Genomic DNA, 21973 nt, shown 5'->3' on the forward strand with positions numbered 1-21973 from the left:
GGCGCTCCGGGCGCCGGATCCGCGCCGACCTGCTGCGCCGGGGCGCGCTCCGGGCGGTCGTCGCGCTGCCGGTCGGGGCGGCGCCGCCGTACAACATCCCGCTGCACGTGTGGGTGCTGCGCCGGCCCGAGCGGACGCCGGCGACGCCCGAGGTGCTGCTCGTGGACACGGGGAGGTTCGCCGGGGAAGGGCGGGGCGGGCCGGACTGGGAGGCGGTGCGGGACGCCGTACTGGACGCCTGGCGGGCCGTCGAGCGCGCGGGGCGACCGGAGGAACGGCCGGGGCTGGTCCGTTCCGTGCCGGTCATCGAACTCCTCGACGACGACGTGGACCTCGCTCCCGCCCGGCATCTGCCGCCGCCGGCCGTGGCCGACGGCGCGGAGCAGCTCACGGCGGTGCGCGAGCGCCTCGGCGAGACCCTGCGCCTGACCACCGAGCTCACCCCGCCCCCCGCCGACCCGGCCGCCCCCGCGCGCTGGCCGCTCACCACCATCGGCGAACACGCGCGGGGGGGCGCGCTGGTGCTGCGCACCGGCGGAAACGGCGGCCACGCGCGCGTGCCGGTGCTCACCGACCACGACGTCCTCGCCGGCGCGGCGCCCTCGGGCACGCTCCCCGAGAGCGACGAGGAGGCCGTGCTGACCGAGCCGGGCGACATCGTCGTACCGGTGCTCGGCGGCGGCTCGGTGGCGCGCGTGATCGACGAGACGACGGGAGGCGCCGCCCTGGGCCGCAACCTCGTGCTCCTGCGCCCCGACCGCACAGCGCTCGACCCGTGGTTCCTCGCCGGCTTCCTGCGCGGTACGGCCAACAACCGGCAGGCCAGCAGCTACGCCTCCACCGCGACCCGCCTGGACGTGCGCCGGCTCCAGCTGCCCCGGCTCCCGCTGGACGAACAACGGCGCTACGGCGCGCGGTTCCGCGCGCTCGACGAGTTCGAGCGGGCCCTGCGCCACGCGAGCCGGCTCGGGGAGCACCTCGTGCGCGGCATGTACGACGGCCTCACCGACGGCACGGTCGCCCCCGACTGACCCCCGACCGACCTCCGACCGGCCGCAGACCGACCCTCGACCGGCCCCCGACCGCCCCGAGACCGACCTCCGGCCGACCCACGGCCGACCACTGGCCGGACGCTCCCTGCCGGGGCCCGGACAACGGTTCGGTACAAGCCGGACCGCTTGTCCGTGCCGGGCCATATGCTCGAAGCGACAATCGCAGCACCGGCATTCCCCGCCCTCGGGGCACGCCGGGCGGACCCGCACGCCCATTTCAGGCAACAGGAGCAGCCATGCAAGGCCACGGCCACGGACAGCCGGTGAAGCAGCCGCCGCACACCGCGTGGCTGGTCTTCCTGCGCGTGCTCTTCGTGGCGCTCGGGCTCTTCAGCATCGGCTTCCTGGCCTGGGTGATGCCGCTGCGGCTGGCCGCGGTCACGCGCCGCTCCCTGGACTGGGCGCTGTTCGTGACGGTGCTGGTGCTCGACATCCTCAGCATCGTGCTGCTGGCGAGCGAGTCCGGCGACGAGATCCACACGAGCGCCGGCTATCTGGGCCTGTTCCTGCTGCTGGGCACGCTGGTGGGCGCGATGGCGTACTACCTGGCCGCGGAGATCCGCCACTTCATGCTGCGGCAGCAGGCGTACGCGGCGCAGGGAGCGGCTCCGGCGTACGGCTACCCGGGGCCCGCGAACCCGTACACCGCGCCGGTCGGCCCGCACACCCCGCCCCCGATACGCCAGACCCCCGTGCCGCACACCCCGGTGCCCCAGCCCCCGCCGGCCACCCTGCCGCCGCAGCGCCCCGCGCCCGCGCGGATCGACCAGGTGCGGGCCGAGCTGGACGAACTGAGCGACTACCTGCGCAAGCACGACGGTGGGCACGAGGGCCACCATGAGGGTCACCACGAGGGCGGAAGGTGACCGTGGCGACAGGACGTGTCGTCGCCGGCCGCTACGAACTGTCCACGCTCATCGGCCAGGGCGGCATGGGCCAGGTGTGGACGGCGTACGACCAGCGGCTCGACCGGCGCGTGGCGGTGAAGCTGCTGCGCCCCGACAAGGTGGCGGGCCAGGAGGCGGACGAACTGCGCCGCCGGTTCGTGCGCGAGTGCCGGGTGACCGCGCAGGTCGACCACCCCGGGCTGGTCACGGTGCACGACGCGGGCAGCGAGGGCGAGGAGCTGTTCCTCGTCATGCAGTACGTCGACGGCGCCGACCTCGCCGACCACCTCGCGGAGCACGACCCGTACCCCTGGCAGTGGGCGGTGGCGGTGGCCGCGCAACTGTGCGCCGTGCTGAGCGCCGTGCACGCCGTGCCGATCATCCATCGCGACCTGAAGCCCCGGAACGTGATGGTCAAGCAGGACGGCACGGTCACCGTCCTCGATCTGGGCGTGGCCTCCGTCATGGACACGGACACCACCCGCCTCACCCACACCGGCTCCCCGATCGGCTCGCCCGCCTACATGGCGCCCGAGCAGGCGATGGGCGGCGCGGTCGGCCCGTACACCGACCTGTACGCGCTCGGGGTGCTGCTGCACGAACTGCTCAGCGGCGACGTGCCGTTCTCGGGCTCCACGGCGCTCGGAGTGCTGCACCGGCACCTGTACGAGCCCCCGCTGCCGGTGCGCCGGACCCGCCCCGAGGTCCCGGAGGCACTGGAGGCCCTCGTCCTGCGCCTGCTCGCCAAGGACCCGCAGCACCGGCCGGCGTCCGCGCAGGAGGTGTACGAGGACCTGGCGCCGCTCCTGCCCGCGCGCGGCACACCGACCGGGGCGCCTCTGGACCCCACGCGCCCCTTCCTGCGTCCGCACGCCCCCTGGCCGGACCGGGCGCGCACGCCCGCGCCCCAGCCCGCCCCCGTCGCGCCGCCGGTGACCGGGAAGCCGGATGTCGCCGCCGCCGTCGACGAGGTCAAACGCCTGCTGGGGGAGGGGCGCATCACCCAGGCCGTCGACATCCTGGGCGCGATCCTGCCCGCCGCGGCCGAACAGCACGGCGAGCACTCCCCGGTCGTGCGCACCCTGCGCAAGCAGTACGCGGCGACCCTCATGGACGACGGCCAGTACCGGCGCGCACTGCCCGAACTGCGCCGTCTCGCCGACGAACGGGCCACGGAGGCCGGCCAGGCCGACCCGCAGTCGCTGCGCTTCCGCTACGAGGCCGCGCAGTGCCTGGAGCAGCTGGGCGAACCGGCGGCGGCGCTCGCCGAGTACCGCGCGCTGCTGCCGTACTACGAGAACCAGTACGTCTCCGGCGACCCGCAGCTGGCCCACGACGTCCGCCGGCGCATCGGCCATCTGCTGCTCGCCCTGGGCGACCGGCCGGCCGCCCACGACACGCTGGCGCGGCTGCTGATGGACGTGGAGCGGCTGCACGGCCCGGCCCACCCCCTGGCCGCGGACATCCGGCGCACCCTGCAGTGGCTGGGGCAGGTGCGCGGATAGGCTTTACTGTTCGCCGAAGATCAATCGAAGATCGGGCGACACACACCAGGGGTGGGGACATGGCCGGCCATCGTCAGTCGAAGAAGCGCAGACACATCATGTGGGCGGTGACGGGGACCGCCGTCGTGGCCGCGGCCGGCCTGGCCGCGCAGACGTCCATGGCCGCCACCGTCTGGCCCGCGCAGAAGACGTTCACCGGCCGCGCGTTCGACACCTGCGCCGCGCCCTCGCTGTCCGCGATGAAGGCGTGGCACACCGGCTTCTACGGCGCCGCCGCCGTCTACGTGGGCGGCAGCAACCGCGGCTGCGCCCAGCCCAACCTCACCGCCTCCTGGGTGAAGTCGGTCAGCTCGCTCGGCTGGAAGCTCATACCGATCTACGTCGGCGCCCAGCCGCCCTGCCAGTCCGGCTCCAACCCGGAGAAGCTGACCGCCTCCACCGCCGCCTCCCTGGGCGCGAAGGACGCCGCCGACGCGGTGGCCAAGGCCTCCGCCCTCGGCATGAAGGCGGGCAGCCCGGTCTACCTCGACATGGAGGCGTACGACGTCACCAACACGTCGTGCAACAACGCCGTACTGACGTACGTGCGCGCCTTCGACAAGGGCCTGCACGCCAAGACGTACCGGACCGGCTACTACGGCTTCACCAGCTCCAGCGCCAAGGCCGTCGCCACCGCGTCCGACAAGACGGACCTGCCGGGCAACCTCTGGTACGCGCTGTGGGACAAGCAGAACACGACGACCGCGGACTGGCCGTGGGGCGCCACCCAGTTCACCGGTCACAGCCGCGGCCACCAGTACATGGTCAACAGCAAGGAGGCGCGCGGCGGGTACACGATCACCGTGGACCGTGACGCGTGGGACGGCCCGGTGGCCATCACGGGCTGAGCGGGTGAGGGCGCGGCGGTGCCCGAAGTCGCGGTGAATCGTTGGTCGAATGGGTTGGCCGGAGCAGTGCCGCTGCCTACCATCGATCACCGCAGGACCTTGTGCACCGTCGCACAATCTCCCCTTGGAGGTTTCCTTGCACCGCCGCCGTCGCACCGCGCTCGTCCTCACCGCCGCGATCGCCGCCGCGGCACCCGCCCTGACCGCCTGCGGAAACGACGCGCACCCGGGCGCGGCCGCCGTGGTCGGAGGACAGCGGATCACCGTCGCCCAGCTGGAGAGCCGGGTCAACGAGGTCCGCAGGGCCCAGCGGGCCGCGGTGCCGGACGACACGCAGTACCAGCAGGTTCTCGCCTCCACCAGCGCCCTCACCCGCGACACCCTGCACAACATGGTCCTGGACCGGGTGCTGCACCGGGCCGCGCAGGACGAGGGCATCACGGTGAACCGCAAGGAGATCCAGCAGATGCGCGCGGGCCTGGAGCAGCAGGCCGGCGGGTCCAAGGGCCTGGAGACCGCCTGGCTGCAGAAGTACGGCATCGCGCCCGTGCGCCTCGACGACAACCTCCGCCTCCAGCTGGAGGCGCAGAAGCTCGCGGCCACGCTGGGCACGGACACCACCCAGCCCGCCTTCTGGAAGGCGCTGTCCAAGGCGTCCGAGGAGCTCGACATCGCCCTCAACCCGCGCTACGGCGCCTGGGACGTGCAGAAGAGCAGCCGGGTGGACGCCAGGACGCCGTGGGTGCGTGAGGTCACGTCGACGACGGGCGGACAGCCGCTGACGGCGTAGGCGGTACGGCGGGAGGCCGGGTGGTCGTACGATCACACGATCCACCGGGCCTGTGGACAACCGAAATCCGCTCGCCGCCGCCGTGGGTTACGTTCGGACCGTGAACGCATCCAGCCCCGAAGCCGCCGGCTCCGGACCCACCGGCGCGGAATCCGCCTCCGCCGCCGGCCCCGGCCGCATCGTCCTGCTCACCACCAGCCACCGCGTCGCCCCCGGCCTGCTGTCCTGGCCCGCCTGGCAGGCCCTGCGCGCCGCCGATGCCGTGCTGTGCGCGGACGGCGCCCATCCGCAGCTGCCGTATCTGCGGGAGGCCGGGACGGCTGTGGTGGAGACGTCCCCCACCGCGCAGGAGCTGGTCGACGCCTGCGCGGGCGGGCGGACCGTGGTGGTCGTGGCGACGGGTGAGGGGGAGCCCGCCCTCACCGACGGCCTGGCCCGGCTGGCCGGCTCCGGGCGCGTCCGCATGCCGGAGCTGGAGCTGCTGCCCGCCTCCTACGACCTGCCCGGGGCCCGGCTCCTGGACCTCGTCCAGGTCATGGACCGCATCCGCGCCGAGTGCCCCTGGTCCTCACGGCAGACCCACGAGGGCCTGGCCAAGTACGGCATCGAGGAGGCGTACGAACTGGTCGAGGCGATCGAGGCCGGCGACCGCGAGGAGCTGCGCGAGGAGCTGGGCGACGTGCTCCTCCAGGTCGTCTTCCACTCCCGCATCGCCGAGGAGGACCCGGACGCGCCGTTCTCCGTCGACGACGTGGCGGGCGGCATCGTCGCCAAGCTCATCCACCGCCACCCGCATGTCTTCGGCGACGAGACGGCCGAGACCCCCGAGGACGTCAAGGAGCACTGGCTGCGCACCAAGGCCGAGGAGAAGCGGCGCACCTCGGTCACGGAGGGCGTCCCCCTCGGACAGCCCGGCCTGGCCCTCGCCGCCAAGCTCGCCTCCCGCGTCCGCACCGCGGGCCTCGACGTCCCGCTGCCGCAGGGAGAGGGCGTCGGCTACGAACTGCTCACCCTGGCGGCCCGCGCCGAGGCCGCCGGCATCGACCCGGAGGCGGCCCTGCGCGCAGCGGCCCGCGCCTACCGCGACGCGATACGCACAGCAGAGGGAGCCGCCCCGGCGAACGGCTAGCGGCGCCCTGCGGGCGCGGAGTGGACTTCGGGGCCCAATGGTCCCGACGGAGCGGCTGCCGGCCCTGACCCGGGCCAGACCCTGACCCGGCCCGGACCCTGACCCGGCCCTGGCCCCCGACCCGGCGGCCCCCGCCGGTCCGCTCGTGTAGGTCCCGGTCGGTGGCTGTCTGCGCGGGCGGATACCGTCGAGGGGTGACCGAGCAGCTCCGTCCCGACGACACCGGCCCCGCCCTCTTCACCTGGGAGTTCGCCGCCGACCCCTACCCCGCCTACGCATGGCTGCGTGAGCACGCGCCCGTGCGCCGGACGCGGTTGCCCAGCGGGGTCGAGGCCTGGCTCGTCACCCGGTACGCCGACGCCAAGCAGGCCCTGGCCGACCAGCGGCTGAGCAAGAACCCGGCGCATCACGACGAGCCCGCGCACGCCAAGGGCAAGACCGGCATTCCGGGCGAGCGCAAGGCCGAGCTGATGACGCACCTGCTGAACATCGACCCGCCGGACCACACCCGGCTGCGCCGGCTGGTCAGCAAGGCGTTCACGCCCCGCCGGGTCGCCGAGTTCGCGCCGCGGGTGCGGGAGCTGACCGACCACCTCATCGACGGGTTCGCGGCCGGCGGCTCCGCCGACCTCATCCACGAGTTCGCCTTCCCGCTGCCCATCTACGCCATCTGCGACCTGCTCGGCGTCCCGCGCGAGGACCAGGACGACTTCCGGGACTGGGCGGGCATGATGATCCGGCACGGGGGCGGGCCCAGGGGCGGGGTCGCGCGGTCGGTGAAGAAGATGCGCGGCTACCTCGCCGAGCTGATCCACCGGAAGCGCGAGGCCCTGCCCGCCGAGCCCACGCCCGGCGAGGACCTCATCTCCGGTCTCATCCGCGCCTCCGACCACGGCGAGCACCTCACCGAGAACGAGGCCGCCGCGATGGCCTTCATCCTGTTGTTCGCCGGTTTCGAGACGACCGTCAACCTCATCGGCAACGGCATGTACGCCCTGCTCACCCACCCCGGGCAGCGCCACCGTCTGCAGGACTCCCTCGCCCTCGGCGACCGCGGCCTCCTGGAGACCGGCGTGGAGGAACTCCTGCGCTACGACGGCCCGGTGGAACTGGCCACCTGGCGGTTCGCCACCGAACCGCTCACCGTCGGCGGGCAGCGGATCGCGCCCGGCGACGCCGTGCTCGTCGTCCTCGCGGCCGCCGACCGGGACCCGGAGCGGTTCGCCGACCCGGACGTGCTGGACCTAGGCAGACGGGACAACCAGCACCTCGGCTACGGGCACGGCATCCACTACTGCCTCGGCGCGCCGCTCGCCCGCCTGGAGGGGCAGACCGCGCTGGCCACGCTCCTCACCCGGCTGCCCGACCTGCGGCTCGCCGCCGATCCGGCCGATCTGCGGTGGCGCGGAGGGCTCATCATGCGCGGTCTGCGTACCCTGCCCGTGGAGTTCACCCCGGTCGCCTGAGACCGCCCGCCGCAGCCGACGGCAAGGGTGCTGGGAAGCCGTAGGACCGTCAATATGACGGGCGTTCAACTATGTGATCTTCACGTGATCTGCGCGGCATGAACTTGTGACAAGTGATCGTATGCCTATACGTTCACCCATCAGCGCGGCGCCCAGCTTCATGCGCCGCGCCGGTCCTGCTGTCGCACGAAAGGCTTCCGCATGCTCACCGGGAACGGTCGTCACCGTCGCCCCCGTCAGGCTCCGGCGCTCCTCGTCGCGGCCGGCGTCACCGGCTCCGCCATCGCGATCCCACTCCTCGGCGCGGCGAGCGCCAACGCGGCGGACGGCACCACGTGGGACAAGGTGGCCGAGTGCGAGAGCGGCGGCTCCTGGAGCGCGGACACCGGCAACGGCTACTTCGGCGGCCTGCAGATATCCCAGGACGACTGGAACGCGTACGGGGGCACCCAGTACGCGTCCAGCGCCGACCAGGCCAGCCGCTCGCAGCAGATCGCCGTCGCCGAGAAGATCCTCGCCGACAAGGGCACGACCCCCTGGGCCACCTGCGCCCTGCTGTCCGGACTGACCTCGAACTCGGCGTCCGTGCACGTCGACCCGGGCGTCGGCGGCTCCGGTCACGGCCACGGTTCGGGTGACTCGTCCGGATCGGACGAGAACTCCGACTCGTCCGGCCTGTCGAATTCGTCCTCTTCGTCCGGCTCCGGCTCCGGCTCCGGCTCCGACGCCAACTCCGGCTCCGGCACCGGCACCGGCACCGGCCCCTCCTCCGGTCCGACCGCCACGCCGGTCCCCGGCCACGGCAAGGGCGCCACCAAGGATCCGGGCAAGACCACCGGCACTCCGGAGCAGAACGCCCCCAAGTCGGACAAGTCCGCCTTGCCCGGCAGTGGGACCCCGCAGGGGAGCGGTGACGCCTCCGCGACCATCCCGCCGGCCGACGACTCGGACAATTCCCAGCAGACCGGCGGTTCCTGGAGCCTGGTCGACACCGGCGCGCTCAGCAGTGGCGGACGGCACCGGGGTGGCAGTGCGGATGAAAGCACGTCAAACGGTCAGAACGACACCTCGCCGGCCCGGCACGCCTCCCGCGGGACGGACACCTACACCGTCCGCGAGGGCGACACCCTCGCCTCCATCGCCGACTCCCTTGGCGTCGACGGCGGATGGCGCGCGCTCTATGACGCCAACAAGAAGGCCATCGGCGCCGACCCCGACGACATCTCCGCCGGTCAGACCCTGGACGTGGGTGTGGAAAAGGGTGGAAAGTAGCGGGAGTTGACGCCCCGTTTCACGGCTAATGTCCGGTTCGGGGAAAGTGTGGGATGAGTCTCAGAAGCCCTGATCGTCTTTGAAATTCCCCGGATCACGTGTCTACGGTCAGGACCGCTCGTCATCACGAGCCCCGGCTGCCGCACACGCCGAATCCTGCCAGCGGCTGCCCGGGAACAGTCGTCGCTTCGAGCGCCGTGGGCAGGAGCGGGGGACCCAAGGTAAGTGCCGGGCCCGGTGGTTGACGCCGGACCGGCTGGGGGTGAAGCCGCACCTCGCGAAAGCGAGTGTGCGGCCGGGCAACTCAACCGGCCCGAACCCGACAGCTCACCTCGCAGGCGTCGGTGAGGGGATCGATCCATGCTGTTTTCCGGCAAGGGCAAGCACCGTCGTCCGTCCAAGGCCGTCCGCGCCGTCACGCTCGCCGGTGTCACCGGCGCCGTCGTCGCCGCCCCGCTGATGGCGGCCGGCAGCGCCTCCGCCGCCACCGCCTCCCAGTGGGACGCGGTCGCCCAGTGCGAGTCCGGCGGCAACTGGTCCATCAACACCGGCAACGGCTACTACGGCGGTCTGCAGTTCTCGGCCTCCACCTGGGCCGCGTACGGCGGCACCCAGTACGCCGCGCAGGCCAACGAGGCCGGCAAGGCGCAGCAGATAGCCGTCGCCGAGAAGGTCCTCGCCGCGCAGGGCAAGGGCGCCTGGCCGGTCTGCGGCACGGGCCTGTCCAGCAGCCCGTACAACGGCTCCGCCCCCACCACCTCGTCGAAGAGCACCTCGTCGAGCGCCGGCACCGCCACCCGCTCCACCGAGAAGCTGGCCGCCAACCGCTCCGCCAAGCGTCCGAGCGTGACCAAGACCGTCACCACCCCGACCGGCAAGAAGGTCAAGAAGGGCGACGGCGAGTACAAGGTCGTCACCGGTGACACCCTCAGCTCCATCGCCGCCGCGCACCACGTCCAGGGCGGCTGGGAGAAGCTGTTCGAGCTGAACAAGGGCATCGTCCAGAACGCCGACCTCATCTACCCGGGTCAGCAGCTGCACCTGAAGTGACATCCGGTTCCGGACGGACCCGCAGCACCCTCACACACCAGGCCCGCGCACTGAGGGCCGAGTGAGGGACCGTACCCCCGTCCCCACGGGCTCCCCGCCCCGGTGCGTGTTCCCCCGTACGCACCGGGGCGGGGTTTCTTCATGTCCGGAGCCGTCTCGGCGCCAGCCCCCGGCCCTTTCCCCGTTCTTCACCCGCGACCCCCTTTGTTCCGTGGGTGAACAATGGGTACCGTCTGCGTGTCCCTCCCCGTCCACGGGTCGGTCGGTCGGTGGCCGACGCCCCCAGGATGGATAGGCTCTAGTCGCAAGGCGCCGCCGCAAGGCAGCCCGCCCCGCACTTCCAGCGTCACATCCAAGAAGGAGATGCTCGTGCCGTCCATCGACGTCGTCGTAGCCCGGGAAATCCTGGACTCCCGAGGCAACCCCACGGTCGAGGTCGAGGTCGGCCTCGACGACGGCAGCACGGGTCGTGCCGCCGTCCCGTCCGGCGCCTCCACGGGTGCCTTCGAGGCCATCGAGCTGCGCGACGGTGACCCCAACCGCTACCAGGGCAAGGGTGTCGAGAAGGCCGTCCTCGCCGTCATCGAGCAGATCGGCCCGGAGCTGGTCGGCTACGACGCCACCGAGCAGCGCCTGATCGACCAGGCCATGTTCGACCTGGACGCCACCGACAACAAGGGCTCCCTCGGCGCCAACGCCATCCTCGGCGTCTCCCTGGCCGTCGCGCACGCCGCCTCCGAGGCGTCCGACCTGCCGCTCTTCCGCTACCTGGGCGGCCCCAACGCGCACCTGCTGCCGGTGCCGATGATGAACATCCTGAACGGCGGCTCGCACGCCGACTCCAACGTGGACATCCAGGAGTTCATGATCGCCCCGATCGGCGCGGAGTCCTTCTCCGAGGCCCTGCGCTGGGGCACCGAGGTCTACCACACGCTGAAGAAGGTCCTGAAGAGCAAGGGCCTGTCCACCGGCCTCGGCGACGAGGGCGGCTTCGCCCCGAACCTCGGCTCCAACCGCGAGGCCCTCGACCTGATCCTCGAGGCGATCAAGGAGGCCGGCTACGCCCCCGGCGAGCAGATCGCCCTCGCGCTCGACGTGGCCGCCTCCGAGTTCTACAAGGACGGCAAGTACCTCTTCGAGGGCAAGGAGCGCTCCGCCGCCGAGATGACGGAGTACTACGAGGAGCTCGTGGCGGCCTACCCGCTCGTCTCCATCGAGGACCCGCTGTTCGAGGACGACTGGGCCGGTTGGAAGGTCATCACCGACAAGCTCGGCGACAAGGTCCAGCTGGTCGGTGACGACCTGTTCGTCACCAACCCCGAGCGGCTGCAGCGCGGCATCGAGGACGGCGCGGCCAACGCCCTGCTGGTCAAGGTCAACCAGATCGGCTCGCTGACCGAGACCCTGGACGCCGTCGAGCTGGCCCAGCGCAGCGGCTTCAAGTGCATGATGTCGCACCGCTCCGGCGAGACCGAGGACGTCACCATCGCCGACCTGGCCGTCGCCACCAACTGCGGTCAGATCAAGACCGGCGCCCCGGCCCGCTCCGAGCGCGTCGCCAAGTACAACCAGCTGCTGCGCATCGAGGAGATCCTCGACGACGCCGCGGTGTACGCCGGCCGCAGCGCGTTCCCCCGCTTCAAGGGCTGAGCCCACCCGGGCCAAGTCTTAGCCAGTCGTACGTACGTCCCCGTACCCGGTCCCGTACCGTGTCCGGGGACGTACGCACGTGAAAGGGGAGGCGGAGAGCCGATGGCCGTCAAGGACCGGGACCGTTTCTCCACCGCGACCAGGCTGCGGCTGCTCGGCGAGCAGACCGCGGCCCGGGTCTACCGCTCCCAGACCAAGCGCCAGGCCCGCCGCTCCCGGCTCACCGGCCGGGCGGCACTGCTCGCCCTGGTGCTGTGCTCGCTGGTCGTCGCGCTCGCCTACCCGATGCGGCAGTTCGTCTCCCAGCGCGCCCAGATCGACGACCTCCAGCGCCGGCAGGAGCAGGCCCGCGAACGCGTCGAACAGCTGCGCGACCTCAAGGCCCGCTGGCAGGACGACTCCTACGCCGAGCAGCAGATCCGGCGGCGCCTGCACTACGTGATGCCCGGTGAGACCGGGTACGTGGTCATCGACCCGGGCGCGGCCCGGCAGTCCCGCGCCGACCTCGGGGCCGCCCACCGGCCCTGGTACGCGAACATCTGGGACGGGGTCGACAAGTCCGATGCCTCCGACCAGTGAACCGACAGAAAGCCTCCGAAAAAGCAGTCATGGAAACGCCTCCGCCGCCCACTCCGCGCAGCGAGCCCACCGACGCCGACGTCGAAGCCTTCAAGCAGCAGCTCGGCCGCCCGCCACGGGGCCTGAGGGCCATCGCGCACCGCTGCCCCTGCGGTCAGCCGGACGTCGTGGAGACGGCACCCCGCCTGCCCGACGGCACGCCCTTCCCGACGACGTACTACCTGACGTGCCCGCGCGCCGCCTCGGCGATCGGGACGCTGGAGGCGAACGGCGTCATGAAGGAGATGACGGAACGCCTCCAGAGCGACCCCGAACTGGCCGCGGCCTACCGGGCCGCCCACGAGGACTACATCCGCCGCCGGGACGAGATCGAGGTGCTGGAGGGCTTCCCGAGCGCGGGCGGCATGCCGGACCGCGTGAAGTGCCTGCACGTCCTCGTCGGCCACTCGCTGGCCGCGGGGCCGGGGGTGAACCCGCTCGGCGACGAGGCGATCGCGATGCTGCCGGAGTGGTGGCGCAAGGGGCCGTGCGTGCAGCCGCTGGTGGCGCCCGACCCGGCGGACGAACACCCGGGCGAGGAGGGCGCGGTCCTGGACCCGGCCGAGGTCCGCAGCGGCTTCTTCGCCGGCCGGCCGATGGTCCCCGAGGGCTTCTCCCGGGTCGCGGCCGTCGACTGCGGCACGAACTCCATCCGGCTGCTGGTCGCCGACGTCGACCCGGCCACCGGCGAGCTGCTGGAGCTGGACCGGCGCATGACGATCGTGCGGCTCGGCCAGGACGTGGACCGCACAGGCCGGCTGGCGCCCGAGGCGCTGGAGCGGACCTTCGCCGCGTGCCGGGAGTACGCCGGGGTGATCCGTGAACTCGGCGCCGCCAAGGTGCGGTTCGTGGCCACCTCCGCCTCCCGGGACGCCGAGAACCGCGACGACTTCGTGCGCGGGGTCATGGACATCCTCGGGGTCGAGCCGGAGGTCATCACCGGCGGCCAGGAGGCCGAGTTCTCCTTCACGGGGGCCACGAAGGAGCTCAAGGGCCGCGACGACCTCGCCAGGCCGTACCTGGTGGTGGACATCGGCGGCGGTTCCACGGAGTTCGTCGTCGGCGAGGACCACGTGCGGGCCGCGCGGTCCGTGGACGTCGGCTGCGTGCGGATGACGGAACGGCATCTGGTGGACGGCGACGACGGCGGCAAGGTCACCGACCCGCCCACCGAGGAGCAGATCGCCGCCATGCGGGCGGACATCGAGGCCGCCCTGGACCTCGCGGAGGAGACCGTCCCGCTGCGCGAGGCGCGCACGCTGGTCGGGCTGGCCGGTTCGGTCACCACCGTCTCCGCGATCGCCCAGGAGCTGACCGAGTACGACTCCGCGCGCATCCACCACTCCCGGGTCTCCCGCGACCGTGTCCGCGAGATCACCGAGTGGCTGCTGCGCTCCACGCACGCCGAGCGCGCCGCGGTGGGTTCCATGCATCCGGGCCGGGTCGACGTGATCGGCGCGGGCGCCCTCGTACTGCTCGCGATCATGGAGCGGACCGGTGCCGAGGAGGTCGTCGTCAGCGAGCACGACATCCTCGACGGCATCGCATGGTCGGTGGCGTAGCTCTCTTTTGTTACTCTCCGGTAGCCGTCGGCTGAGCAGGTCGGATAACGTTTGAGCGACTTCGAGGGGCCCTTCGGGGCCCCTCGGTGACGTCCCGGCGGAAAAGTTCGTGAAGTTCTTCACAAGGAAATGGGTCCCTGTGGGTGTCCGAAGGGGGCCGGTTGGCCCTTTCGGGGGTCCAAGAGGCGTTTGAACATGTTCAGATGGGGTGTGTGAGGGCGCCCTGGAGGGGTGCGTTCCGGGGGTGTTCCGGGATGCTCACCGCGGCTCCGGAGACCCGGAGAGGCTGCTCACGCGGCCTTGACAACGGGGCGAACCCCCTCGCCGTTCACCCCCGGCCCCATGACCTGCGTCATAGGGGTCGCGGAGTTTAACACAGGGGCTGTCGAACCTTGTGAAGGGGCGCACGAGCAGCCCCCCACAGGCAGGTGGATACTCGATGGCATGAGCACCACGGAGCGTCCCAGGATCCTCGTAGTAGGCGGTGGGTACGTAGGCCTGTACGCGGCTCGGCGCATCCTCAAGAAGATGCGCTACGGAGAGGCGACCGTCACGGTCGTCGACCCCCGGTCGTACATGACCTACCAGCCCTTCCTCCCCGAAGCCGCCGCCGGCAGCATCTCCCCTCGCCACGTCGTCGTCCCGCTGCGACGCGTGCTGCCGAAGGCGGAGGTCCTCACCGGCCGGGTCACCACCATCGACCAGGACCGCAAGGTCGCCACGATCGCCCCGCTGGTGGGCGAGGCGTACGAGCTGCCGTTCGACTACCTGGTCATCGCGATGGGCGCGGTCTCCCGCACCTTCCCGATCCCCGGCCTCGCCGAGCAGGGCATCGGCATGAAGGGCATCGAGGAGTCCATCGGCCTGCGCAACCACGTCCTGGAGCAGCTGGACAAGGCCGACTCCACGACGGACGAGGAGATCCGCCGCAAGGCGCTCACCTTCGTCTTCATCGGTGGTGGCTTCGCGGGCGCGGAGACCATCGGCGAGGTCGAGGACATGGCCCGGGACGCCGCCAAGTACTACAAGAACGTGTCCCGTGAGGACATGCGCTTCGTGCTCGTCGACGCCGCCGACAAGATCCTTCCCGAGGTCGGCCCGAAGCTCGGCCAGTACGGCAAGGAGCACCTGGAGAGCCGGGGCGTGGAGATCTACCTCTCCACCTCCATGGACTCCTGCGTCGACGGCCACGTGGTGCTGAAGAACGGCCTCGAGGTCGACTCCAACACCATCGTGTGGACCGCCGGCGTCAAGCCGAACCCGGCCCTCGCCCGTTTCGGCCTGCCCCTCGGCCCGCGCGGTCACGTCGACTGCGAGCCGACCCTCCAGGTCAAGGGCACGGACTACATCTGGGCCGCCGGCGACAACGCGCAGGTCCCGGACCTCGTCGGCCGCAAGGCGGGCAACGAGAACGCCTGGTGCCCGCCCAACGCCCAGCACGCGCTGCGCCAGGCCAAGGTGCTCGGCGACAACGTGATCTCCGGTATGCGGGGCTTCCCGCAGAAGGAGTACGAGCACGCCAACAAGGGTGCGGTCGCCGGACTCGGCCTGCACAAGGGCGTGGCGATGATCGTCATGGGCAAGATGAAGATCAAGCTCAAGGGCCGCCTCGCCTGGTACATGCACCGTGGCTACCACGGCATGGCGATGCCGACCTTCAACCGCAAGATCCGCGTCTTCGCCGACTGGACCCTCGGCATGTTCCTCAAGCGCGAGGTCGTCTCCCTCGGCGCCATGGAGAACCCCCGCGAGGAGTTCTACGAGGCCGCCAAGCCGGCGCCGGTCGCCGCCGCCAAGACCGAGGAGAAGGCCAAGGCCTCCTGACCCCCGGTCACCGACAGACCCGAAGGACCTCCCGCCATCCGTGGTGCGGGAGGTCCTTCGGCGTTCCCGGACCCCCCAATCCGTGTGGCCAGTACAACTGTTTTGCGCATTTGTAACTCATTTGCGGGACTGCGCTCAGGGCCGCGCGGTGTTTACGTGGGGATCGGACATCCGGGATCGTCGTCTTGGAGGTGTGCGCCATGGCCGACGCCGCGTCGCGGCTGAGGAGACTTGCCGAACAGATGCTGGGAGCCCCGCTTCCCATGCGGGTGCGGGCCTGGGACGGGTCGCAGGCCGGGCCGCCGGGCGCGCCGGCCCTCGTCATCCGCAACCGCCGCGCCCTGCGCCGCATGCTGTTCAAACCGAACGAACTGGGCCTCGCCCGCGCCTGGGTCGCCGGGGACCTGGACATCGAGGGCGACCTCTACACCGCCCTCGACGCCATGGCCGGGCTCGTCTGGGAGCGCGGGGAGGGCGCCCGCGGCCTCGTACAGGCCGTGCGCGACCCCGAGGTCCGCGCCGCCGCCCGGGAACTGCTGCGGCTCGCCGGCCCGCCGATCCCGCCCGCCCCGCCGCGCGAGGAGGTCCGCAGGCGCCGCCATCTGCACACCCGCAACAGCGACAAGCGGGCCATCAGCCACCACTACGACGTCGGCAACGACTTCTACGAGCTCGTCCTCGGCCCCTCCATGGTGTACTCCTGCGCCTACTGGGGGGCCGCCGAGAACGGTGACAGCCTGGAGTTCGCCCAGCGCGACAAGCTCGAACTCGTCTGCCGCAAACTCGGCCTGACCGCCGGTCAGCGCCTGCTGGACGTCGGCTGCGGCTGGGGCTCGATGGCCGTCCACGCGGCCCGTGAGCACGGCGTGAGCGTCGTCGGGGTGACCCTCTCCCAGGAGCAGGCCGCCTACGCCCGCAAGCGCGTCGCCGACGAGGGCCTGACCGACCTGGTGGAGATCCGGGTGCAGGACTACCGGGACGTCGCGGACGGCCCCTTCGACGCGATCTCCTCCATCGGCATGGCCGAGCACGTCGGCGCCGAACGCTACCTGGAGTACACCCGCCGGCTGTACGACCTGCTGAAGCCCGGCGGCCGGCTCCTCAACCACCAGATCGGCCGCCGCCCGGAGCGGGACGAGTCGACGTACGAGGTCGACCAGTTCATCGACGCCTACGTCTTCCCCGACGGCGAACTCGCCCCCATCGGCACCACCGTCACCCAGCTGGAGCGCGCCGGCTTCGAGGTGCGGGACGTGGAGGCCATCCGCGAGCACTACGCCCGCACCCTGCGCCGCTGGGTGGAGAACCTGGAGGCCGGCTGGGAACGCGCCGTCGGCCTCACCAGCCCCGGCCGGGCCCGCGTCTGGCGGCTGTACATGGCCGCCTGCGCGCTCGCCTTCGAACACAACCGCATCGGCGTCAACCAGGTCCTGGCGATCCGCACCCCGCGCTCGGGCACCTCCGGACTGTCGCTGCGCACCCGCACCTGGAACGGCTGACACCGGTACGACGAAGGGGGCCCCGTGCCACGGGGCCCCCTGGTGCGTCGTACGGCCGCTCGCGGCTACTCGGCCTTGATGGCCGCCAGCATGTTCAGCCGGGCCGCGCGCCGGGCCGGCCACAGGGCCGCCAGGACGCCGACCGACCCCGCGAGGAGCAGGAAGAACGCCATCCGGCCCCAGGGCAGGACCAGTTCGTACGTCGGCATCTTCGTGCCGAGGAGCTGCCCGGCCGCCCAGCCGAAGAACACGCCCAGACCGATGCCGAGCACCCCGCCGAACAGGGAGATCACCAGGGACTCCAGACGGACCATCCGCTTGACCGCCTTGCGGTCCAGGCCGATGGCGCGGAGCATGCCGATCTCCTGCGAGCGTTCGAACACCGACATCGCCAGGGTGTTGATCACACCGAGGACCGCGACGATCACCGCCATGCCGAGCAGCCCGTAGACCATGTTCAGCATCAGGGTGAACATCTTCGCGATGTCGTTGGAGATGTCCTGCTTGTCCTGGATCTTGATCGCCGGGTTGGTGCCGAGGGCCTTCGCCAGCCGGTCCTTGACCGCGGCCGAGGCGCCGTCCGCCGTCTTGACCATGACCTGCATGTCGACCGGGTCGCTCAGATGCGGGGTGAGGACCTTGTCGTCCAGGATGATCCCGTTGATCATCTGGTTGCCCTCGTAGACGCCGGCCACGGTCAGGTTCGCGGCCCTGCCGTCCTCGAAGTGCACGGTGAACCGCGAACCGGCGTGCCAGCCGTAGTCCTTGGCCCGGTCCTTGTCCACGACGACCCGGGTGCCGTCCACCGCGAAGGTACCGTCGTCGACCTTCAGGTCCGTCAGCTTGCCGATGGCCGAACCGGTCACACCGGTCAGGAACTCGGTCTTGCCGTCGATCCGGGACTCCGCGTTGCGCAGCGGGCTGCTGGCGGTGACCCCGTCCGTGGCGGCGATCTTCCTCGCCACCTCGGGGGAGAGCGGGAAGCGGTTGGCCATCGAGACCACGTAGTCGGCGCGGATCGCCGAGCTGGCCATCTTGTCGATGGACGTCTGCAGGCTGCCCGCCATCACCGTCATACCGGTGATCAGCGTGAGGCCGATCATCAGCGCCGAGGCGGTGGCCGCCGTACGGCGCGGGTTGCGCACCGAGTTCTGGCGGGCCAGCTTGCCCGAGACGCCGAACGCGCGCAGCACCGGGGCGGCGGCCGCGATCAGCGGGCGGGACAGCAGCGGGGTCAGGATGAACACGCCGATGATCAGCAGTACCGCGCCGAGCCCCATCGGGCCCTCGGCGGAGTCGGCGTTCATCGTGGTGGCGGAGAGGATCACCGCGACACCGGCCGCCGCGAACAGCGCGCCGAGCGTGTTGCGCAGCACCAGCGACTTGGCCGTGGCCTGGGCGTGCACGCTGCTCATCGCCGCCACCGGCGGGATCTTCGCGGCCCGGCGGCCGGGCAGCCAGGCGGCCAGCATGGTGATGAGGACGCCGACCGCGAGGGCGGCCCCCACGGTGCCCGGCGTGATCACCAGCGGCCCGTCGGGCACGCTCGCGCCGAAGGAGCCGAGCAGCGCGCGCAGGCCCGCGCCGATGCCGATGCCTGCGGCCAGACCGGTGACGCCCGCGACCGCGCCGACCACGAACGCCTCGATGAGCACCGAGCGGGTGACCTGCCGGCGGGAGGCGCCGACCGCCCGCAGCAGGGCGAGCTCCCTGGTGCGCTGGGCGACCAGCATGGTGAAGGTGTTGGCGATGATGAACGTGCCGACGAACAGGGCGATGCCCGCGAAGACCAGCAGGGTCTGCTTCAGGCCGCTCATACCGTCGGCGATCTGCTTGGCCTGGTCGTCGGCGAGCTGCTTGCCGGTGGCGGTCTCCACGAGCCGGGAGGGCAGCGCCTTGTCGAGCCCGGCCTTGAGCGCGGACTGGCTGGTGCCGGCCGCGGCCCTGACGTCGATCTCGTCGTAGGTGCCCTTCTTGCCGAAGAGCTTCTGCGCGGTCGGGGTGTCGAACAGGGCGAGGCTGCCGCCGGCGGCGACGTTGCCGTCGTCGGTGCTGAAGATGCCCGCGACGGTCGGGGTGAGGACCGGGCCGTTCACGGACAGGCGCACGGTGTCGCCGACCTGGTACCCGGCCCGCTTCGCCGTCCGGGAGTCGAGCAGCACCTCTCCGCCGCCGTGCGGGGCGTGGCCGCTGACCAGCGGGTACCGGGCGTCCTTGGTGCCCCAGTAGTTGCCGCCGGTGGACTGCCAGTCGCCGCCGAGGAGCTTGCCCTGCTTGTCGGCGACGGCGGTGAAGCCGCTGACGACACCGGTGGCGGAGGCGGCGCCGGGGACCTTCGCGGCCCTGTCCAGCATGACTTGGGTCAGGTCGGCGGTCCTGCCGACCCGGTCCCGGCGCTTGGACTCCTGGTACTTGGCCTGTACGGCGACGTCGACGCCGTCGAAGCCCTTGGCGGAGCTCTTCTGGTAGGCGTCGGAGATGGTGTTGGTGAAGACGAGGGTCCCGGAGACGAAGGCCACGCCGAGCATGACGGCGAGCACGGTCATCAGGAGGCGGGCCTTGTGCGCGAGGACGTTGCGCAGGGCGGTGCGGAACATCAGCTGGTGCGCCCCTTCGCGTCGAACTGCTTCATCGTGTCGAGGACGGAGTCGGCCGTGGGCCCGTGCATCTCGTCCACGATCCGCCCGTCGGCCAGGAAGACCACACGGTCCGCGTAGGCGGCGGCGACCGGGTCGTGGGTCACCATGACCACCGTCTGGCCCAGCTCGCGCACGGAGTTGCGCAGGAAGCCGAGCACCTCGGCGCCGGAGCGCGAGTCGAGGTTCCCGGTCGGTTCGTCACCGAAGATGATCTCGGGCCGGGAGGCGAGGGCACGGGCCACGGCCACGCGCTGCTGCTGGCCGCCGGAGAGCTGGGAGGGCCGGTGGGTGAGCCGCCCGGACAGGCCGACCATCTCGATGACCCGGTCCAGCCAGGCCTTGTCGGGCTTGCGTCCCGCGATGTCCATCGGGAGGGTGATGTTCTCCAGCGCGGTCAGCGTCGGCAGCAGGTTGAAGGCCTGGAAGATGAAGCCGATCTTGTCCCGGCGCAGGCGGGTGAGCTGCTTGTCCTTCAGGGAGCCCAGCTCGGTCTCGCCGATGCGCACCGACCCGGAGGAGAAGGTGTCCAGGCCGGCCACGCAGTGCATCAGCGTGGACTTGCCGGAGCCGGACGGGCCCATGATCGCGGTGAACTCGGCCTGCCGGAAGTCGACGGAGACCCGGTCCAGGGCGACCACCCGGGTCTCACCCTGCCCGTAGATCTTCGACAGCTCGGTGGCCCTGGCGGCCACGGCCGTGGTCCGGTCGGCGATGGGTGTGGTGGTCACGGGACGGTGCTCCTGTCGGGACGACGTGTGTTCCTGGGGACCTGTCCATCGTCCCGGCGCGCGGCGCCCGTGGAGTCAGTCGCTGTTCCGGTTCTCGAGGGCGACTCCGGTCGGACGAGAGAGCGCCGTGTCATACCTGGGGAGGACGGCCGACCCTGAGGAACCGCGGCCGCCGAACGTCGTCGAACGGAGTCGAGAACAGGTGGAACGCCCTCGTTCGGACGGTGAAATTCCGTCATTTCACGTACGCGCGCCCGCGCCCCACGCCACGCTATTGGCAAGTGCGGATGGCTTGTTCCGCGGGCTGATGCACCCTCAGACGTCAATAAAATAAGACAACATCGGTCCGTGGTTCCGCTGTTCGGGGGATGCCTCCCGATAGGCTCAGAACCTCGATGCGGAGCCCATGGCCTGCCCGGATGGTGGAATGCAGACACGGCGAGCTTAAACCTCGCTGCCCCTTCGCGGGCGTGCCGGTTCAAGTCCGGCTCCGGGCACCACCTCGTCTGCGACGAGGCGCGCGGGCCACCCTCGGGAGCGCTCCGACAGTGGCCCGCTGGTTGCAGTTCTGGTTGCTGTTGCCCTCCCTGGGACGCGTCACCGACCTTGTTCGCGGGTGCCCCGTGTCAGCTTGTGCATGCGGGCGACGCTGCCGGTGGCCCAGTGGACGCCGTCGCCCTTGAGTCGGGGTATGCCGGGCGAGCCCCCCGTAGTGGTGGGGCGACCGGGCCGCCCGGCCCAAGTCGCCCCGCCCTGACCGCGGGCTACTCCCCTTCGAGGGGACGGATGAATTCCAGCGTCCAGGTGTCGATGACATCCGGCTTCGGCGGCACGAGTGCGATCTGCGCCCCGCGGTGCAGCGCGGCCCAGGTGAGGCCCTTCTCCGACAGGATCCTGAACCCACCCAAGACCTTCTCGAACGTGAACTTCGCCCATTCCTCGCGCGGAACGTTGTTGACGAAGAGCTTGTCCGCGCCGATGACCATGCCCGCCTGCTCCGCATAGGCGAGGTGGATCACATACGGCGACCCGGGGATGGGCTCGGCGGGCTCGATGGCCCACTCCTGCTCGAACGGGACAGAGGACGGGGGTTCGACGATGGTGGGCGCGCCGTATTTGACGGCTTGCTCCGTGGCCGTCACCAGCAGGCCAGGGCCGATGAGGTGGGCGTGGATTTTGTAGATGCCAGGCTGTACCGGGATGGGAGGCATGTACGGGGCTTCCTCTCTCTCAGTCCCCCGACGGCGGGTTGCCGCCGGTCACGCGTCCCACCAGCACAGGCGGGATCGACGGACAAAAGGGGTAGATGAGGTCAACGTAATGCGGTGCGGATCATTCGGCCACATATGCGAACGGGGTATGCCGGGCGGCATCCCGCGTCCGGCCTAAGGGCACCCACGGTGTGAGCGTCCCCA

16 protein-coding genes, 1 tRNA gene, 2 pseudogenes and 1 riboswitch are annotated in these 21973 nt (G+C 71.4%); of the genes and pseudogenes, 16 read left to right on the forward strand and 3 right to left on the reverse strand.

Translation table 11 applies throughout. From position 1 onward, the window contains the following. From ACWEN3_RS05485 to ACWEN3_RS05555, 15 genes and pseudogenes are all read left to right on the forward strand, one after another. Positions 1-1031, forward strand: a pseudogene (locus tag ACWEN3_RS05485) (N-6 DNA methylase); the annotation flags it as partial. Positions 1032-1288: 257 nt separating this feature from the next. Then, complete coding sequence (locus ACWEN3_RS05490; RefSeq protein WP_452965986.1) at positions 1289-1918, forward strand: hypothetical protein; 630 nt, start codon at positions 1289-1291, stop codon at positions 1916-1918. Positions 1919-1956: 38 nt separating this feature from the next. Continuing rightward, entirely contained in the window at positions 1957-3444 is a 1488-nt protein-coding gene (locus tag ACWEN3_RS05495) for a protein kinase domain-containing protein (protein ID WP_452966064.1), read from the forward strand. Between the two features lie 59 nt (positions 3445-3503). After that, positions 3504-4331: a glycoside hydrolase domain-containing protein gene (locus ACWEN3_RS05500; protein WP_452965989.1), complete on the forward strand. Its 828-nt coding sequence runs from the start codon at positions 3504-3506 to the stop codon at positions 4329-4331. 136 nt (positions 4332-4467) lie between these two features. Beyond that, positions 4468-5121 (forward strand): SurA N-terminal domain-containing protein, encoded by a 654-nt coding sequence (locus tag ACWEN3_RS05505; protein WP_452965991.1) that lies wholly within the window; start codon positions 4468-4470, stop codon positions 5119-5121. A gap of 100 nt (positions 5122-5221) precedes the next feature. Beyond that, positions 5222-6250 (forward strand): nucleoside triphosphate pyrophosphohydrolase, encoded by a 1029-nt coding sequence (locus ACWEN3_RS05510; protein WP_452965993.1) that lies wholly within the window; start codon positions 5222-5224, stop codon positions 6248-6250. A gap of 194 nt (positions 6251-6444) precedes the next feature. Beyond that, positions 6445-7716, forward strand: a complete 1272-nt coding sequence (locus tag ACWEN3_RS05515; RefSeq protein WP_452965996.1) for a cytochrome P450 family protein — start codon at positions 6445-6447, stop codon at positions 7714-7716. Between the two features lie 201 nt (positions 7717-7917). Further along, positions 7918-8988, forward strand: coding sequence for a transglycosylase family protein (locus ACWEN3_RS05520; RefSeq protein WP_452965999.1), 1071 nt, complete (start codon positions 7918-7920; stop codon positions 8986-8988). 183 nt (positions 8989-9171) lie between these two features. After that, positions 9172-9344, forward strand: a riboswitch (cyclic di-AMP (ydaO/yuaA leader). A gap of 4 nt (positions 9345-9348) precedes the next feature. After that, complete coding sequence (locus tag ACWEN3_RS05525; RefSeq protein ID WP_452966002.1) at positions 9349-10038, forward strand: transglycosylase family protein; 690 nt, start codon at positions 9349-9351, stop codon at positions 10036-10038. A gap of 363 nt (positions 10039-10401) precedes the next feature. Next, complete coding sequence (gene eno / locus ACWEN3_RS05530) at positions 10402-11688, forward strand: phosphopyruvate hydratase (protein ID WP_452966004.1); 1287 nt, start codon at positions 10402-10404, stop codon at positions 11686-11688. Between the two features lie 102 nt (positions 11689-11790). After that, entirely contained in the window at positions 11791-12267 is a 477-nt protein-coding gene (locus ACWEN3_RS05535; protein WP_452966007.1) for an FtsB family cell division protein, read from the forward strand. Positions 12268-12296: 29 nt separating this feature from the next. Continuing rightward, a pseudogene (locus ACWEN3_RS05540) lies at positions 12297-12698 on the forward strand (DUF501 domain-containing protein); the annotation flags it as partial. 204 nt (positions 12699-12902) lie between these two features. Then, positions 12903-13868 carry a Ppx/GppA phosphatase family protein gene (locus ACWEN3_RS05545; RefSeq protein WP_452966067.1) on the forward strand — a complete coding sequence of 322 codons (966 nt, stop codon included), beginning with the start codon at positions 12903-12905 and terminating at the stop codon, positions 13866-13868. Positions 13869-14312: 444 nt separating this feature from the next. Beyond that, positions 14313-15692, forward strand: a complete 1380-nt coding sequence (locus ACWEN3_RS05550; protein ID WP_452966010.1) for an NAD(P)/FAD-dependent oxidoreductase — start codon at positions 14313-14315, stop codon at positions 15690-15692. Positions 15693-15892: 200 nt separating this feature from the next. Next, a complete protein-coding gene (locus ACWEN3_RS05555; protein WP_452966012.1) occupies positions 15893-17191 on the forward strand; it encodes a class I SAM-dependent methyltransferase in 1299 nt (432 codons plus the stop codon). A gap of 65 nt (positions 17192-17256) precedes the next feature. Here ACWEN3_RS05555 and ACWEN3_RS05560 read toward each other — a convergent pair whose 3' ends face one another. Together ACWEN3_RS05560 and ACWEN3_RS05565 are read right to left on the reverse strand one after the other, a co-directional pair. Next, a complete protein-coding gene (locus ACWEN3_RS05560; RefSeq protein WP_452966014.1) occupies positions 17257-19788 on the reverse strand; it encodes an ABC transporter permease in 2532 nt (843 codons plus the stop codon). Next, positions 19788-20558 carry an ABC transporter ATP-binding protein gene (locus ACWEN3_RS05565; protein WP_452966017.1) on the reverse strand — a complete coding sequence of 257 codons (771 nt, stop codon included), beginning with the start codon at positions 20556-20558 and terminating at the stop codon, positions 19788-19790. The genes ACWEN3_RS05560 and ACWEN3_RS05565 overlap by 1 nt, the downstream gene beginning before the upstream one ends. 413 nt (positions 20559-20971) lie before the next feature. On the opposite strand from ACWEN3_RS05565, the gene ACWEN3_RS05570 reads away from it, so the two are divergent. Continuing rightward, positions 20972-21058 (forward strand) — tRNA-Leu (locus tag ACWEN3_RS05570). Between the two features lie 264 nt (positions 21059-21322). Here the strand turns inward: ACWEN3_RS05570 and ACWEN3_RS05575 are convergent. Continuing rightward, positions 21323-21769 (reverse strand): hypothetical protein, encoded by a 447-nt coding sequence (locus tag ACWEN3_RS05575; protein ID WP_452966019.1) that lies wholly within the window; start codon positions 21767-21769, stop codon positions 21323-21325. Positions 21770-21973: the final 204 nt, after the last annotated feature.

The sequence above is a fragment of the Streptomyces sp. NPDC004561 genome, from assembly GCF_053602155.1.